This window comes from Enterococcus sp. JNUCC 77 (genome assembly GCF_054819945.1).
Map to the genome: position 1 here is coordinate 290,509 of NZ_JBTHIG010000001.1, position 16,550 is coordinate 307,058.

The following is a 16,550-nucleotide window of genomic DNA, read 5'->3' on the forward strand; positions in this document are numbered from 1 at the left end:
ATGAAAAAAATTAAAGAGTTGACGGTAGATGAAACATTTGAGATGTATGTCTTAATTAAAAATGCCGATGTTCGATTAGCAAAAAATGGGAAAAAATTCATCGCCTTTACTTTCCAAGATACTTCTGGCAGCATTGATGGTAAATTTTGGGATGCGTCAGAAGATGAAATTACCCGCTTTAAAGCTGGTTTAGTAGTGGCTTTGAATGGTAAACGAGAAGTCTACCAAGGCAATCCTCAAGTCAAAATTTTACATTTACGGCTGACGCGTCCAGATGAACCGAGTGATCCAGGCTTATATATGGAAAAGGCACCTGTCAAACGAGAAGAAATGGAAGAAGAATTCAATCAAACCTTGTTTGAAATCACGAATGCTCATTGGAACCGAATTGTCCGCTTTTTGTTGAACAAATATCAAAAAGAATTTTTCGACTTTCCAGCGGCAAAGCGTAACCACCATGCTTTTTCTGGCGGATTAGCTTTTCATACCTTGACTATGTTGCGCTTGGGTAAATCTATTACCAAAGAATACCCACAACTTAACGCATCATTGTTATATGCGGGCATTATTTTACATGATTTAGGAAAAGTGTTGGAATTAACCGGTGCAGCAGCTACTGAATATACGGTGGCAGGAAATTTAATCGGTCATTTAGTATTGGTGGACGAAGAAATTACGAAGGCCTGTCTAGAATTAAAGATTAGCGAATTTGATGAAGATGTCGTAGTTTTACGGCATATGGTTTTAGCTCATCATGGCTTATTGGAATATGGTTCTCCGGTACGACCAAGAATTATGGAAGCAGAAATCTTACATCAAATTGATAATATTGATGCTTCAATGCAGATGATGACTAGCGCAGTCAAAAATGCGGAGCCGGGAACATATACGGAAAGAATTTTTGGTATGGATAATCGTAGTTTTTATGTTCCTAAAGATGTTTAAGAAAATGGAGACATGAAGATGGATAGTGAAAATGTAGAGAAAAAAACAGAAACAGAAGAACGTGTAAAAATCGATATTGCTTCACTGTCAGCTGATGAGGTGAAGGAAAAGACGGATGCCGGTCAGACTAACCAAGTCAAAGAAGATCTCTTGAAATCTGACCGCCAAATTATTCAAGAAAATACGATTAACGTGTTTAACCTATTGAACTTAGTCTTAGCAGCATTGGTTATTTTTGTTGGTTCTCCTAAAAATGCGCTGTTCTTTGGTGTAGTAATTATCAATACGTGTATTGGTGTCTTCCAAGAATTAAAAGCCAAACACACCATTGATAAGTTGTCAGTCTTAGCCAAAGCTCAAGCTACCGTTATTCGAGATGGCTATGAAACCTTGGTGGATCAAAATGAAATTGTTTTAGGCGATACGCTACTCCTACGAAATGGCGATCAAATTCCAGTTGATGGCAAAATTATTCAGACAGAAGGTTTAGAGGTCGATGAATCTTTACTAACTGGTGAAAGTGATCGGGTCTCAAAAAATATAGAAGACAAAGTTTTTAGTGGTAGCTTTGTGACAGCGGGAACAGCTTTTTATGAAGCGACAGCTGTCGGAAAAGATAATTTTGCCCAAAAATTAACCCAAGCAGCCAAAAGTAAAAAAAATACTTCTTCGGATTTAGTTAAAATTTTAGGCCGAATGATTGCAGTATTAACGGTTTTAATCGTACCTGTCGGTTTAGGGATGATGTATTCCCAATATTTAAGTACAGATTCTTTCAAGCAAGCGGTCTTAGGTACAGTGGCTTCATTAGTTTCCATGATTCCAGAAGGATTGATGTTGTTAACGAGTGTTGCCTTTGCCGTCGGAGCAGCCAATCTAGCGCGACGAAAAGTCTTGGTGCAATCAATGTCTTCAATTGAAACCTTGGCGCGAGTAGATACGATTTGTCTCGATAAAACTGGGACGATTACAGATGGTACCTTGAAATTTGAAAAAGCCATTTTAGAAAAAGTTAGTGGGCAACGTTTTGAACAAATTATGAATGCCTTAATGACCCAATTACCAGATACGAATGCGACAGCCAATGCTTTACGAGAACGCTTCAAGCAAAAAAGTAATTGGTACAAGAAAAAAATTATCCCCTTTTCTTCTGCTCGTAAATGGAGCGGCGTTAGTTTCGAAGATGATGGCAGTTATGTGATTGGTGCACCAGAATTTGTTTTTACTCGGGTACCGGCGATTGTCTATGAACATGCCCAGTCCTTTATGGAAGAAGGCTATCGGATTCTAGTTTTAGCGAGTTATCCGAAAACTTTAACAACTGAATTAACTGAACCAGTCGAATTATTAGCAATTTTAATTATTTCAGATAATTTACGAGAAAATGCAGCAGAAACTTTCGGCTATTTTGAACAACAAGATGTGACTTTAAAAGTTATTTCGGGAGATCATCCATTAACCGTTTCGAAAATTGCACAAAAAGCTGGCATTAAAGATGCTGATAGTTATGTTGATATGTCGAGTTTATTAGGTAGTGAAAGCTATCAAACCTTGGCACGAGAAAATACTGTCTTTGGCCGAGTATCACCAGAACAAAAACAGCGTTTGGTAGAAGCTTTACAAAAACAAAAACACACAGTTTGTATGACTGGGGATGGGGTCAATGATGTCTTGGCACTTCGCCAAGCAGATATAGGTGTGGCGATGGCGAATGGTAGTAGTGCGGCCCGAGCCGCATCAGATGTCATTTTACTAGATTCTGATTTTAAAAAGATGCAGGATGTTTTAAAAGAAGGCCGGCGCGTGATTAACAATATCGAGCGTGTGGCTTCGATGTATTTAGTCAAAACAATTTATTCCGTCATTTTGGCAGTGATTTTCATGCTAGTGACGTGGCCGTACCCATTTGAACCGATTCAATTAACGCCAATAAACGCGTTAACAGTAGGTATTCCGTCCTTCTTCTTAGCTTTGAAACCTAGCTACGAGCGAATCAAAGGCGATTTCTTAAATAATATTTTGCGGGTCTCGGTTCCTGGAGCGGTTACGGTGGTCGTAGGAATTATGCTGGCACAATTGGCTGGCTGGTCGTTTAATTTAACGACGTTGTCTACTTCAACGATTTCCGTTTTCTTTACTGGGTGCGTAGGATTATTTGTACTTTACACCGTTTCAAAACCATTTGATCAAAATAAAGTCTTGTTAATTGTAGTCATGTCAGGACTATACTTGGCTTGCTTCTTAGTATTTAGAGATTTCTTTAATTTTGACCAGTTATTGGACCGTGATTTATTCTTTGTCATTCCATTGGCATTTGGCGGATTCTGGTTCTTTAATTTCTTAACTAGCATGATGCATCACGTGGTGAATTGGCGAGGACGCTGGCAACGAAGAAAATTCCGACCTTTCACTTAAAACAAATCAAGTCAGGAGAACAGAAAATGTTTTCCTGGCTTTTTTGGTATGATATACTTAAAAAAAATGCCTAGGAGGCACGCAGATGACTTTAGCAGATTTACAAAATGGTTCAGATATTCGTGGAATTGCAATCACAACAGAGGATTTAGAAAAAAACCTGGGAGAAAATGAAGCCGCTTTAGTTGCAAACGGAATTGTTCATTGGCTAGAAAATAAAGGGGTTAAAAAACCTTTTAAAATTGGGATTGGTCATGATAGTCGTTTAACTGGACCCAGCTTAAAACAAGCAATGATAGATGTTTTTGTAGCCGCTGGTGTAGAAGTATTGGATTTTGGTTTGGCTACCACACCTGCTTTATTTATGGCGACTCAGTTTGATGAATTTGCTGTAGATGCTGGTATTATGCTAACAGCCAGTCATTTACCTTATTATTTCAATGGGATCAAAATATTTAGTCAAACGGGTGGTGCTGAAAAAGAAGATATCGCTTATATTTTAGCTCACACGGAAAGTTTACCAAGCGGCGATGGAAAAGTGAGCCAAGCTGATTTGCTATCTCGCTATGCCCAAGATTTAGTGGAAAAAATCAAAGCTGGAATTGATTCTGAGACCGATCAACCACTAAAAGATTTTAAAATTATTGTGGATGCTGGAAATGGCGCTGGAGGCTATTTTGCAGAGAAAGTCTTAGCTGTTTTAGGCGCCGACACAACTGGTTCACAATTTTTAGAACCAGATGGCAATTTCCCTAACCATATCCCAAATCCTGATAACAAAGAAGCGATGGCTAGTATCAAAGCTGCTGTTTTAGAAAATGAAGCTGATTTAGGGGTCATTTTTGATACTGATGTGGATCGTTCTGCCATCGTTTCAAAAGATGGTCAAATGATTAATCGCAATAATTTGATTGCCGTTTTAGCAGCGATTGTTTTACAAGCAGAACCGGGTGCAACAATTGTGACCAATTCTCCAACGACAGATCATTTGAAAGATTTCATTGAGGCAAAAGGCGGCAAACAATACCGCTATATTTCAGGGTACCGCAATGTAATTAATAAAGGAATGGATTTAAATGCAGCTGGTATCAATACACCATTGTCGATTGAGACAAGTGGACATGCGGCTTTTAAAGAAAATTATTTCTTAGATGATGGTGCCTATGTTATTGCCAAAATTTTGATGTTGTTACCTCAGTTACAAAAAGATGGTCAAACGTTAACGGATTTAATGGCTGAATTGGTCCAACCAGAAGAAACATTGGAAGTTCGTTTCAAGATTGCTGGAGAAGATTATAAAAATACCGGCGTAGCAATGATTGAAACCTTCAAAAATGAGTTGGCAAAAGTTGAGGGCTTTGCCGTTAATCCAGAAAATGAAGAAGGGGTACGATTTAGTGTCAGCGCACCTTTTGGTCAAGGTTGGTTATTGTTGCGGATGAGTCTCCATGAGCCGTTATTGGTTTTACAAGTTGAAAATGATCAAGCTGGACAAATTGAAAAAATCTTACCAATCTTACGAGATATTTTAGCATCAGACAAACAGATTGATTTAACTAAATTAGACGCAATCATCAAAGGCTAAAAAGCAATTTTCTTGCATTTTTTTGACTGGCGATTCATCATAAGATTTGAAAAGAGGGATTTTATGAAAATTACGCTAGATGAAGGTGCAAAAGCTAAAATTACCGCTCACTTGTCACCAGATAAATTGGTTCTATTAACCTTTGAAGATGGTGTGGGCGCTTATTCGCAACATGCGATGATTCATATGCAAACACAGTTTAGTATCAATATTATTTCTAAAGATATGGATAAAGCCGGATACGATGAAACAATTCCTACAAATATCGGTGATTTTTGGATTAAAGGTTATTCAAAGGAAGATTTGCAAGAGCTAATGACGATCAAATTAAATGAACGTTTAGACAATCTCATTTTAAGTGGAGAAGTTGGCGTAATTGATGATAATCTAGGTTTTATTGATTTTACTGAAAAATAAGGTAAGGGAGTGTTAGGCACTCCTTTTCTTTTTTGGCTTTTTTTTGATACTATGAATATGAAATAGGAGGAAAGAAAATGGCGAAAATTATGATTGTGGAAGATGAAGCCGTCATCGCTGGCTTGATTCGCGATGAATTAATAAAGTGGCGCTATGATGTTTTTCAAGTCACGCAATTCAATGATGTTTTTGCAGATTTTGAAATCGAAGAACCTCAGTTGGTTTTATTAGATATTAATTTACCGGTTTATGATGGTTATTATTGGTGTCAAAAAATTCGTGAAGTCTCAAAAGTACCGATTATTTTTATTTCTTCGCGAAATACCAATATGGATCAAATTATGGCGATGAATATGGGGGCCGATGATTATATTACGAAACCTTTTCAAGTGGATATTTTAATGGCTAAAATCAATGCCTTACTGCGTCGTTCATACAATTATGCTGAAAGCGGAGAAATCATGAGCCACAATGATATCACCTTGAATTTAGACAATAGTAGTATGGAAATTAATGGTGAAATGATTGATCTGTCAAAAAATGAATACCGGTTATTGTATATTTTAATGAAGCAACATGGAAAAATCTTGAGCCGGGATAAATTATTGCGGGCATTATGGGATGATGAGCGATTTGTAGATGATAATACGTTAACGGTAAATATCAATCGTCTCCGTCGAAAAATTGAAGATGCTGGAATCAAGGATTATATTGTGACGAAAGTAGGTCAAGGCTACATCGTGCCTTAGGAGAAAATCATGACTTTTTTGAAGTATTTGAAAGACCGCTATTTGATTTTTATTGGCTGGTTGGTGTTAAGTCTTTTGTTAGTCCTAATGGTTTGGCTGACACCAGAGGTCAATAATTTTTGGGATAATCTGTTTTATTTATTTGTGTTGCAGTTCTTTTTTTTGATGGTTTTTTTAGCAATTGATTATTATCGTAAGAAGCCATGGTATGACCAATTTCAAGCAGAGGATAGTTTGCAGCACTTTGTTGAAAAGGCGCAAACCAATGAAGAAAGATGGCTGCAAAGTTATTTGAATCAGCAAGTCAGTGAGCATCATCAAACCTTAGAACAGGTTGTCGCTCGCCAAAGTGAACAAAAGGATTATATGGATTCTTGGATTCATGAAATTAAAGTTCCGCTGGCAGCTGTTGATCTATTGTTGCAGCGTATCGAGTTTGAGATTGAGGACCAACAATTTGTTACTTTGCAAAATGAAGTACAAAAAATTGATGAATATGTCGAGCAAGTGCTTTTTTATTCTCGTTCAGATGAGTTTATCAATGATTATTTGATTCAGGAATATAGTCTGAAGAAAATGATTCAGCCAATTATTTCTAGTCAAGCCAATTACTTTATTCAAAACAGTTTACAATTGGTGATGCCGGAAAATGATGCAAAAGTCTTAACAGACAGCAAATGGCTAGGTTTTATTTTTCGTCAATTATTAAGTAACGCGATTAAATATACACCAGCTAATGGAAAGATCACTATCGAAATTGTCCCGCAAGAAAAAGGGGCCACACTCAAAATAAGTGATACTGGGATTGGTATTCCAAAAGAGGATTTAGGCCGAATTTTTGATAAGGGTTTTACCGGCGAGAATGGGCGTAGAGCACAACAGCATTCAACCGGAATTGGTTTGTATTTGGCTAAAACATTAAGTCAAAAAATAGGCGTAGAGTTGTCAGCCACTTCTCAACAAAATGTCGGAACCACCATGACATTATTTTTTCCTCAGTTAAGTTATTTTCAAGAAGAACGTTAAGGAGTAGATGAATGGCAGTATTAATTGCATTAGTGCCCATGATTGCATGGGGAAGTATTGGCTTGGTAAGCGGAAAATTAGGTGGCGACGCCAACCAACAAACATTAGGCATGACGATTGGTGCCTTTGTTTTTGCCATTGCAGTATTTTTTATTAGTGGCGTGACTGTGGGCCCATGGATATTTTTGATTGGCTTTTTATCAGGTGCTTTTTGGAGTGCTGGGCAAAATGGTCAGTTTCATGCCATGAAATATATGGGAATTTCTGTTGGACTGCCTGTATCGACTGGTTTTCAATTGATTTTAAATACGATTGCCGGTGCCGTTTTCTTTGGCGAGTGGCGGGGTAGCAGAGATTATATTTTAGGTCTTAGTGCCTTAGCATTATTAATTTTTGGCGCCTACTTAACTGCCCGTAAAGATGATGATTCAGGTGTGGCAACTAGTGACGGGATGTTAAATTTTGGTCGTGGCATTCGGGCCGTAATTTTTTCAACTATTGGTTTTGGCGCTTATACGATTGTGATTACTTGGGCTCACTTAGACCCTTTAGCAATTGTTTTACCTCAAAGTTGCGGCATGTTAATTGGTGCTGGCTTCTTTGCCTTTAAAAAAGTAAAAATCGATCGTTTTGTGGCCCGGAATATTTTAACCGGCCTTTTATGGGGTGTCGGAAATATTTGTATGTTACTGACCGTTCGTAGCATTGGTTTAGCAATTGGTTTTTCTCTGTCACAAATGGGGATTATCATCTCAACTTTGGGAGGTATCTTCTTATTGGGAGAACGAAAAACAAAAAAAGAAATGGTCTACGTCATTTGCGGTTGTCTCGCAATTATCCTCGGTGGGGTTTTATTAGGGGTTATGAAAGCTTAAAGAGAGTCAAAAGTTGAAAAACTTTTGACTCTCTTTTTAACTAGATTTCTTTTGTTGTTGCTGAATGATTTCGTCTTGTAAATCACTAATTTGACTCTTAAGAAAATTGACTTGATGGAGACAACTGATTAAATCTAGTTTGGCAATTTTATCGGTTGCTGTTTGGAACAAATTTTCGGAAATCAAAGTGGTTAACACTTGAGAAAAATCCTCATGAATAGCAAATAGTCGGTGATAGCTATGGGCTTCAATATTTTCAAACGGCAGACTTAGTTCGCGCATCACACCGATATTAGAAGTAATGCGAGTAGTCAAAAAGTTTAAGACTGCTTCGGTAACTTCTGCCAAAACGGCTAAATAAGGCAATGGCGTGTAATCCACGATTTGTTCAGCAGGAAATTTTAGCTTAATTTTTCTCACTTGATTTAATTTTTCTAAATAAATCGTTGACCAAATCGGATCTGCTTGTTTCAGTTGAATTATCGGAATAAAGGTTGTCTCGAAACGAGCATCCTGTAAGAAGTGCAAAGCTTTTTGCAATTCTGCTAAGGTCGTGGCATTCATTTCTGGTAATTTATTTACGTATATAAAAAACTGATGGAGTTTTTCAGCTAATTGCTGTTGATAAGCCAAACTAGCTAGAATTACACCTGTGGTATACAGCATTTGGCTGGCCTGATTGTGATTAACCTGATCAAGGGGGAAGTCTTGATAGGCACCTTTATTTTTACCAGCCAGCTCCAAACTGCGATTGGCTAAAATTTCATTGATATTTTGATTTAATGCTTCAGCCGTGCCTTGCTTTGTTGCCGCCACAAGGACTTCTTGATTAAATTGTCCATGTTTCATTTCTTGGCTGCTTTGTTCTAATAAAAGATAGTCTGCTGCTGCTAATTTTCCTGTTTTAAAGTTAGCAAAAGCTGCGGCTTGTTTGATTGCACCATAAACTTGAATCAGTTTTTGATCAACTGCCAATTCTTTTTTTCTACGTTGTCGATAACTAGTAATACCATAATAAGCTTCTTGATAAATCGGCATTTTTCCAAATTGGTCCTCTTCCATTCGCATCATCGAATACCACTCCTTTAATATATGTGATAAAATATCACATAAGAGTTTGGCTGACTAGTCAAATTGAGCAATTGTTTGTTTAAATCGGGATTTTAAACAAACTGCTTTGTTAAACAAAGTAAAATAAAAAAGTGAAGGTGAAGTAAATGGATCAATTAGATCAGAGAATCATGAATCTTTTGCAAGTAGATGGCCGTCTATCGATTAAAAAAATGGCAGAAAAATTATTTATCAGTGGGCCAGCAGTTTCTCAACGACTGCGTCAGCTGGAAGAGGCAGGGCTTATTCAACAATATCAAGCACAGTTAAATTATGCTAAAAATGATTTGATGATTAAGGCTTATGTTCGTTTGAATCTGGATCCGCAAGACAAAACGGAATTTTATCCTTACATTGAAAAGATTCCTAATATTTTAGAATGTGATTGTGTGACGGGATCCTATTCGATTTTGATGAAGGTTATATTTTGTAACACGGAAGAGCTGGATCATTTTGTGAATCAAATGCAACATTTCGGACCAACCAATACCCAAATTGTTTTTTCCACACCGTTAGCCTCGCGGGGTTATCAATTTGAAATATAAAACACCTGTGATTTCAATTTTGAAGTCACAGGTGTTTTTGCCAGGCTGATTTTCTTTTTTCTTCCAGTTTTTCCAAGGCAGTATGGCTGGACTCCATCAAAATTGCTAAAGCCTCATTACAGGCTTCTACAGTAGCGATCAAAGGGGGCACTAAACGAACTGTATGTTCACCGATTGCGGTGACTAATAACCGGTGATCAAAGGCGTGATGTTTTACGTCATAAGCAATCGGATCTTTAAATTCAATCCCAATCATTAAGCCGCGCCCCCGCACTTCTTTTACGCCAGGTAAATCAGTTAATTTAGCCATAAAATCTTTGCCAACTAAATGTGCATTGATAGCAAGATTTCTCTCAATAATCTCGCTAACGGCTGCTAAACTAGCGGCGCAACATAGTGGACTACCGCCAAAAGTTGAACCATGAGCGCCATGAGAAAATGCTGTTGCCACTTTTTTTGTGGCGCAAATGGCTCCGATTGGCGTTCCACCACCCATAGCTTTGGCCATCGAAACAATGTCAGGCCGAATATCATAATGCATGTAAGCCATTAATTCCCCCGTTCGCCCCCAACCAGTTTGGACCTCGTCTAATAAAAGTAAAATATTTTTTTCGTCACAAAAATTACGAACACCTTGTAAATATTCCAATTCTGCTGGGTTAACGCCGCCTTCTCCTTGAATAGGTTCTAACATAATCCCGATGACATTTTCGTTATAGCTTTCTTTAATAGCTTTCAAATCGTTGAAAGGAACATAAGAAAATCCTGGCACACCAGGCAAATAACCTAATTGGTTGGCTGAATCTGGTTGACCGGTGGCAGATAATGAGCCAAATGTACGACCGTGAAAGCTATTTGTGGCGGTAATGATTTGGAACTTATTTGGTCCAAAATGATCTGTACCATATTTTCTAGCTAACTTAATCATGGCTTCATTGGCTTCAGTTCCTGAATTTTGAAAGAAAATCTTATCCATCTTGATGGCTTCGCAAATCGTTTTTGCCAATAAAGCCTGAGGAATCGTATAAGGATAGTTAAAAGTATGAGAAAGGTCTTGGGCTTGATCGATAATCGCTGAAACGACACGTTGATTAGAATTACCGACACTGTTAACAGCGACGCCGCCATAAAAATCTAAAAATGCTCGTCCAGTCTCATCGTAAAGATACATTTCACTGGCTGATTCAGCCATAAAATCAAACCGTTCATAAGTTTCCATCAAATATTTGTCTGTTAAAGCCATAATTTCTTCTGCGGTGTAAGAAGTATCCTTCAATTTCATATCATCATCCAACCTTTCATGAGAAAAATATTTTGTATGTTAAAAAAAGTAACATCTTTTAAAATGACAGTCAAGGGAATTATTTTTTATTGTATACTTTCTATTTATGCTTATATACCGCTTAATGATGCTTATTTCAAAAAAATAAAAAATGATATTAAGTAGAAGACTAAATAAAAAATGGCAAAATGATGAAAAAATTACTAGAAAAACGAATATTTCGTGTTATAATATCTAACATAAATTTAAAAAATACTTTTAAAGAGGAAAAGGGGACCTTCGATGAAAAGAATTCAAAAGATGATGAGTGGTTTTATTTTATTTAGCGCGGCATTATTTGTTACTGGTTGCAGTGCGGGAAATGCAGATAGTGAAAATAGTGGTGAAAAAATTACCAAAGAAAATGTTGAAGCATCGATGGAAGGAGAAAAGATTACGATTGGGACTTCAGGCGTCTTTGCACCTTTTTCTTATTATGAAGCAGATGGGACAACTTTGACTGGCTATGATATTGACTTGTTAAATGAACTGCAAACTTTACTAGGTTATGAAGTGAAGGGTGGAGAATATCAAGTCCAAGATTATGCACCTTTAGTTACTTCTTTGACCCAAGGGAAAATTGATGTAGCGGCAGCTGCCTTATGTGCGACTTCGGAACGACAAAAAGTGATGGATTTTACAGAACCTTATTTAAATTCTGGTCAAAAGGTCATGATAAATAATCAAGCTGATACAGGAATTACTGGGGTCGATGATTTGTCAGGAAAGACTGTGGCAGTTGAAAAAGGGACTGCTTCTCATACTTATGCACAAAAAAATCTATCTGATACTGAACTTTTAACTTATGACAAAATATCCGGAGCTTACGAAGCATTAAATCAAAATAAAGTCGATGCGGTGATTCAAGATGCACCAAATGTAACTTATTACGTAAAAACCAATCCTGATACAACATTAGCTGGTGTGGGTGATGAATTTAATAAAGAAGAAGCGCCTTATGCCGTGGCCTTAGCGCAAGATAGTCCTTATAAAGAAAATTTTGAAGTAGCATTAGAAGTATTAGCAGAAAATGGTACCTTAGCTAAACTGCAAGAAAAATGGTTAGAATAGAGGATGATTAGATGGATTTGACCTTAACAACTTTAGTACCCCTTTTATTGAATGGCTTACGTTTAACACTGTTAGTTGCAATTATTGGTATTGGAATTGGCTTTTTAATCGGTAGCCTTACCGGTATCGCATTAAATGCTAAAAATAAAATATTACGCGGCGTAGCGAGTGTCTATATCTGGATAATTCGTGGCACACCGCTGATTGTGCAAGCTTTGTATGTTTATTTTGTTATTCCCAACTTATTGAATATCGATTTAAATAATACGTCTGCAGGAATTATTGTGATTGCTTTAAATTCTGGTGCTTTTATTTCGGAAATTGTCCGAGGATCATTGGCTGGTGTCGATCCGGGACAATGGGAGGCAGGACGTTCTCTTGGAATGACAGATGGTCAGATTTTGTTTCATTTTATTATTCCGCCGGCATTTCGCTCTGCTTTACCTGCACTAGGCAATCAATTTATTACTTCAGTCAAAGATACCTCGCTATTAACCGTTATAGCAGTGGGTGAAATGACTCAGCAAGCGATGAACTATGCATCTTTGAGTTTTGATTATGTGAATACTTATAGCGTGCTAGCAGTCTTTTATTTAGCTTTAATTAGTCTGTTGATTTTAGGGCAAAAGCAATTAGAAAAACGTCTAAACTTACCCGCTCGTAAGAAAAGTATCCGTTTGAAAAAAATTCAGTTACTGGCAAAGGAGGAAAAGCGTCATGTCAATTCTTGAAATTAAACATTTAAATAAAGATTTCGGACCAGATAAAGCTGTTCTAAAAGATATTTCTGTCGCGATTGAATCTCAGACAGTGACTTGCATTTTAGGGCCATCAGGGGCTGGGAAAAGTACATTTTTAAGATGTATCAATCAGTTAGAAGCTCCTAGCGAAGGTGAAATCTTTTATAATCGGGAAAATACTATCGCTACAGAATATGATGTCAGAAAGATGCGAGAAGAAATTGGGATGGTTTTTCAATCTTTTCATTTATTTCCTTTAAAAACTGTCCTAGAAAATGTGCTGATGCCACTGGAAATTGTTAAAAAAATGTACAAACCCCTCGCCAAAAAACAAGCTTTAGCCATGCTGGAAAAAGTCGGTTTAGCAGATAAGGCGGATGATTTTCCTGATGAATTGTCAGGTGGACAAAAGCAACGGGTAGCAATCGCCCGTAGTTTAGCTATGGATCCTAAAATTATGCTATTTGACGAACCAACCTCTGCCTTAGATCCTGAATTGGTCGGAGATGTCTTAGATGTGATGCAAGATTTGGCTGAAGAAGGCAAGACCATGATTATCGTCACCCATGAAATGGGTTTTGCTAGAGAAGTCGCCAATCGGATCTTATTTATGGTAGACGGTGAAATTGTGGAAGATAGTTCGCCAGAACGATTCTTTGATTGTCCCGCAACTGAACGAGGGCAAAGTTTTATAAAACGATCTTTAAAATAAACAGAAAATCTTATTGAGTAGAGAAATACTCAATAAGATTTTTTACATAGTTGAAGGATGGCGTCTGGCAAAATCAAAGAAGCGGAATTTATCCACTTGATGGCGGCTTTCGGTATATTGAAAATGCTTGGCATCATTGGTAAAGACACGACTCTTTACCGAAACAATATTGATGTCATGCTGATTCAGATCCAATAGTTCGCGGTCTTCGTCGGTTAACGCGTCGATGGTAATTTCTTTTTCAGCAAAAGCGATATTTAAGCCTAATTGATTTTCAAAAAAGCGATAAATTGAATCCTTAGCAATTTCAGTGTCTAATTCCGGTACGAGCGTAGTTAGCAATAAATCCTTATCAAGGATTACTTTTTTCTGGTCAATCGCCCGCGTCCGAATCAATTCCCAACAAACCGCACTTTCCTCAAAACCAGTTATGCGACTGTTTTTTTCATCGATCGTGATTTTTTTTAGACTGACGACTTCAGTGTTGCTATCGTAGCCGTAAGAGTTTTGCAATTCTTTGTAGCTCGTTAAACCAGATACTGGAAAACGTAATTGTTCCCTCTTTAAGACTAGAGACCCTTTACCTTGGATTTTTTGAATATAGCCATTAGCCATTAAAAGTGACAAGGCTTTACGAATCGTATCACGGGAAACATGATAGGTTTCTCGCAATTTATTTTCACTAGGTAAAAATGTTCCCGCCTCATAATTTCCTTTTAAAATACCTCGTTCAATCGCCTGATAAATTACTTCATAACTTTTCATCCAATCCTCCTAACTTGTCCGTATATGTATGTTATTATACAAGTAAAATTTTTATATGGCAAAATAGAATTAAAAATATAAATGAGAAAATTTTTATTTTAGCGGGAACTTGTAGGGGATACTACCAACCTGTTGGTAAACTTAATACCGACAAATTGCGTAATGTTTAAAAAGATTTTCAATTAAATGAGAATTTACTAATAATTGAAAAGAAGTCGGAGCTGTAAGCGTTTTACAAATCAAGAGACAGCGTTTATATTTAATCCATAATAAAAACTTGTCCATACAAGTTAACTAAATTCGGAGGAAAAAAGATGGGGAAATATGAAAAGGATACAAAAGACTTGCTGGCAGCAATTGGTGGAAAAGAAAATGTTTCAGCAGTCACACATTGTGCTACTCGGATGCGGTTTGTTTTAAATGATCCTAAAAAAGCAAACGAAGAACAGATTGAAGAAATTCCTAGTGTGAAGGGGACTTTTACCAACGCTGGTCAATTTCAAGTCATTATCGGAAATGATGTTTCGGTTTTTTACAATGAATTTAAGGGTGTATCAGGAATCGAAGGCATCTCCAAAGAAGCTGCTAAATCTGCAGCTAAACAAAATCAAAATTTAGTCCAACGGGGAATTGCCGTATTAGCAGAAATTTTCACGCCATTATTACCTGCCATTGTTGTCGGTGGTTTGATTTTAGGTTTTCGTAATATTTTAGAAGCGGTACCGATGGGCTGGCTGAATGGTCAGACAATTGTTGAAGTTTCACAATTTTGGAGTGGTATTAATAGTTTCTTATGGTTGCCAGGAGAAGCGATTTTCCATTTCTTACCAGTGGGGATTACTTGGAGTATTGCCCGCAAAATGGGTGCTACCGAAATTCTTGGAATTGTCTTAGGGATTACGTTGGTTTCACCACAGTTATTAAATGCCTATGCGGTAAATGGTACGACTGCTGCAGAAATTGCCCGCGATTGGACTTGGAACTTTGGTTTCTTTACAGTTGATAAAATTGGGTATCAAGCGCAAGTCATTCCAGCAATGTTAGCTGGGTTCCTACTAGTTTATCTAGAGCGTTTCTTCAGAAAACATATTCCTGAAGCTGTATCAATGATTTTTGTTCCATTATTATCATTGATTCCTACTATCATGGCTGCTCATTTAGTTTTAGGACCAATTGGTTGGCAAATCGGAACTGCTATTTCTAATGTAGTGAATGCAGGGTTAACTTCTAACTTTAGTTGGTTGTTTGGTGGATTGTTCGGGGCGCTGTATTCACCGATGGTTATTACTGGATTGCATCATACGACGTTAGCGATTGATACGCAGCTGATTGCTGATTTTGGTTCAACGAATTTATGGCCGATGATTTGTTTATCCAATATTGCCCAAGGGGCCGCTGTTTTAGCTGTTGTATTTGAACACCGCGGCAACAAAAAAGAAGAACAAGTATCGATTCCTTCAGTCATTTCTGCTTGGCTAGGAGTCACTGAGCCGGCGATGTTTGGGATCAATTTAAAATATGCTTACCCATTTTTAGCTGCCATGATTGGTAGTGGGATTGCTGGTTTGTTTATTACTTTATTTAAAGTTCGGGCTTTGTCTATCGGTGTCGGCGGACTTCCTGGAATTCTAGCAATTCTACCGCAAAACTATTTAATTTTTGCAATAGGCATGGTGATTGCCATTGTCGTTCCATTTATTTTAACGATTGCTTTTCGTCGAATGGGTATCTTTAATAAAATTGACCGGATTGAAGCAGCTAATGTACCAACTTTAGATAATGAAGCACCTAAAAAAATGGGCGCTATCGTTGATTTATTTTCACCATTGGCTGGTAATTTAGCACCATTAAGTAGCGCCAAAGATCCCGTCTTCGCTGAAGGATTGATGGGACAAGGTGTGGTTATTGATCCAAGTGAAGGGAAATTATATGCGCCATTTGATGGCAACATTAGTTTATTGTTCCCGACTAAACATGCGATTGGTTTGATTAGCACAGAAGGCACCGAAGTATTGATTCACATCGGGATCGATACCGTTCAATTAGATGGAAAATATTTTACTAGTCATGTGAGTCAAGGAGACACTGTTAAAAAAGGTCAGTTATTAATGGAGTTTGATGTTGCAGCTATCAAAGCCGCTGGTTATGAAATTCAAACACCAGTCATCGTTACTAACGGAACGGATTTCCAAGTAGATTCTTTAGTAGCAGATGGACCAGTTACAACCGATGAAAAAATCTTAACGGCAACTGCCTTATAAAAACTGGAGGAAA

General features: G+C 37.4%; 15 protein-coding genes. 12 read left to right on the plus strand and 3 right to left on the minus strand.

What is annotated here, in order from left to right:
* From ACVWNY_RS01535 to ACVWNY_RS01565, 7 genes are all read left to right on the plus strand, one after another.
* On the plus strand, positions 1-945 hold the full coding sequence (locus ACVWNY_RS01535) for a 3'-5' exoribonuclease YhaM family protein (RefSeq protein WP_454071575.1): 945 nt from the start codon (positions 1-3) through the stop codon (positions 943-945).
* A gap of 18 nt (positions 946-963) precedes the next feature.
* Entirely contained in the window at positions 964-3,360 is a 2,397-nt protein-coding gene (locus ACVWNY_RS01540) for an HAD-IC family P-type ATPase (protein WP_454071576.1), read from the plus strand.
* A gap of 85 nt (positions 3,361-3,445) precedes the next feature.
* Entirely contained in the window at positions 3,446-4,945 is a 1,500-nt protein-coding gene (locus tag ACVWNY_RS01545; protein WP_454071577.1) for a phosphohexomutase domain-containing protein, read from the plus strand.
* A 63-nt stretch (positions 4,946-5,008) separates the two neighbouring features.
* Positions 5,009-5,362 (plus strand): iron-sulfur cluster biosynthesis family protein, encoded by a 354-nt coding sequence (locus tag ACVWNY_RS01550; RefSeq protein WP_438718928.1) that lies wholly within the window; start codon positions 5,009-5,011, stop codon positions 5,360-5,362.
* 77 nt (positions 5,363-5,439) lie between these two features.
* Positions 5,440-6,111 (plus strand): two-component system response regulator SapR, encoded by a 672-nt coding sequence (gene sapR / locus ACVWNY_RS01555; RefSeq protein WP_218327537.1) that lies wholly within the window; start codon positions 5,440-5,442, stop codon positions 6,109-6,111.
* 9 nt (positions 6,112-6,120) lie between these two features.
* Positions 6,121-7,137, plus strand: a complete 1,017-nt coding sequence (locus tag ACVWNY_RS01560; protein WP_218327536.1) for a sensor histidine kinase — start codon at positions 6,121-6,123, stop codon at positions 7,135-7,137.
* A gap of 11 nt (positions 7,138-7,148) precedes the next feature.
* Entirely contained in the window at positions 7,149-8,012 is an 864-nt protein-coding gene (locus ACVWNY_RS01565) for a GRP family sugar transporter (RefSeq protein ID WP_454071578.1), read from the plus strand.
* A 36-nt stretch (positions 8,013-8,048) separates the two neighbouring features.
* Here the strand turns inward: ACVWNY_RS01565 and ACVWNY_RS01570 are convergent, their stop codons facing one another.
* Positions 8,049-9,083, minus strand: a complete 1,035-nt coding sequence (locus ACVWNY_RS01570) for a lyase family protein (protein WP_218327534.1) — start codon at positions 9,081-9,083, stop codon at positions 8,049-8,051.
* A gap of 146 nt (positions 9,084-9,229) precedes the next feature.
* On the opposite strand from ACVWNY_RS01570, the gene ACVWNY_RS01575 reads away from it, so the two are divergent.
* Positions 9,230-9,667 (plus strand): Lrp/AsnC family transcriptional regulator, encoded by a 438-nt coding sequence (locus tag ACVWNY_RS01575; protein WP_218327533.1) that lies wholly within the window; start codon positions 9,230-9,232, stop codon positions 9,665-9,667.
* Between the two features lie 25 nt (positions 9,668-9,692).
* Here the strand turns inward: ACVWNY_RS01575 and ACVWNY_RS01580 are convergent, their stop codons facing one another.
* Entirely contained in the window at positions 9,693-10,949 is a 1,257-nt protein-coding gene (locus ACVWNY_RS01580; protein ID WP_454071579.1) for an aspartate aminotransferase family protein, read from the minus strand.
* Between the two features lie 282 nt (positions 10,950-11,231).
* On the opposite strand from ACVWNY_RS01580, the gene ACVWNY_RS01585 reads away from it, so the two are divergent.
* The 3 genes from ACVWNY_RS01585 to ACVWNY_RS01595 are packed head-to-tail and all read left to right on the plus strand — an operon-like array spanning position 11,232 to position 13,511.
* Positions 11,232-12,059 (plus strand): substrate-binding periplasmic protein, encoded by an 828-nt coding sequence (locus ACVWNY_RS01585; RefSeq protein WP_454071580.1) that lies wholly within the window; start codon positions 11,232-11,234, stop codon positions 12,057-12,059.
* An 11-nt stretch (positions 12,060-12,070) separates the two neighbouring features.
* The gene (locus ACVWNY_RS01590) at positions 12,071-12,790 is read left to right on the plus strand and encodes an amino acid ABC transporter permease (RefSeq protein ID WP_218327530.1); all 720 of its coding nucleotides are present in this window, start codon (positions 12,071-12,073) and stop codon (positions 12,788-12,790) included.
* Positions 12,777-13,511 carry an amino acid ABC transporter ATP-binding protein gene (locus ACVWNY_RS01595; RefSeq protein WP_246601582.1) on the plus strand — a complete coding sequence of 245 codons (735 nt, stop codon included), beginning with the start codon at positions 12,777-12,779 and terminating at the stop codon, positions 13,509-13,511. Before ACVWNY_RS01590 ends, ACVWNY_RS01595 begins: the two co-directional genes overlap by 14 nt.
* Positions 13,512-13,553: 42 nt before the next feature.
* Here the strand turns inward: ACVWNY_RS01595 and treR are convergent, their stop codons facing one another.
* Positions 13,554-14,276 (minus strand): trehalose operon repressor, encoded by a 723-nt coding sequence (gene treR, locus ACVWNY_RS01600; RefSeq protein WP_218327529.1) that lies wholly within the window; start codon positions 14,274-14,276, stop codon positions 13,554-13,556.
* A 314-nt stretch (positions 14,277-14,590) separates the two neighbouring features.
* Here treR and treP point away from each other — a divergent pair, with 314 nt between their 5' ends.
* Positions 14,591-16,537, plus strand: coding sequence for a PTS system trehalose-specific EIIBC component (gene treP, locus ACVWNY_RS01605; protein ID WP_218327528.1), 1,947 nt, complete (start codon positions 14,591-14,593; stop codon positions 16,535-16,537).
* Positions 16,538-16,550 lie beyond the last annotated feature (13 nt).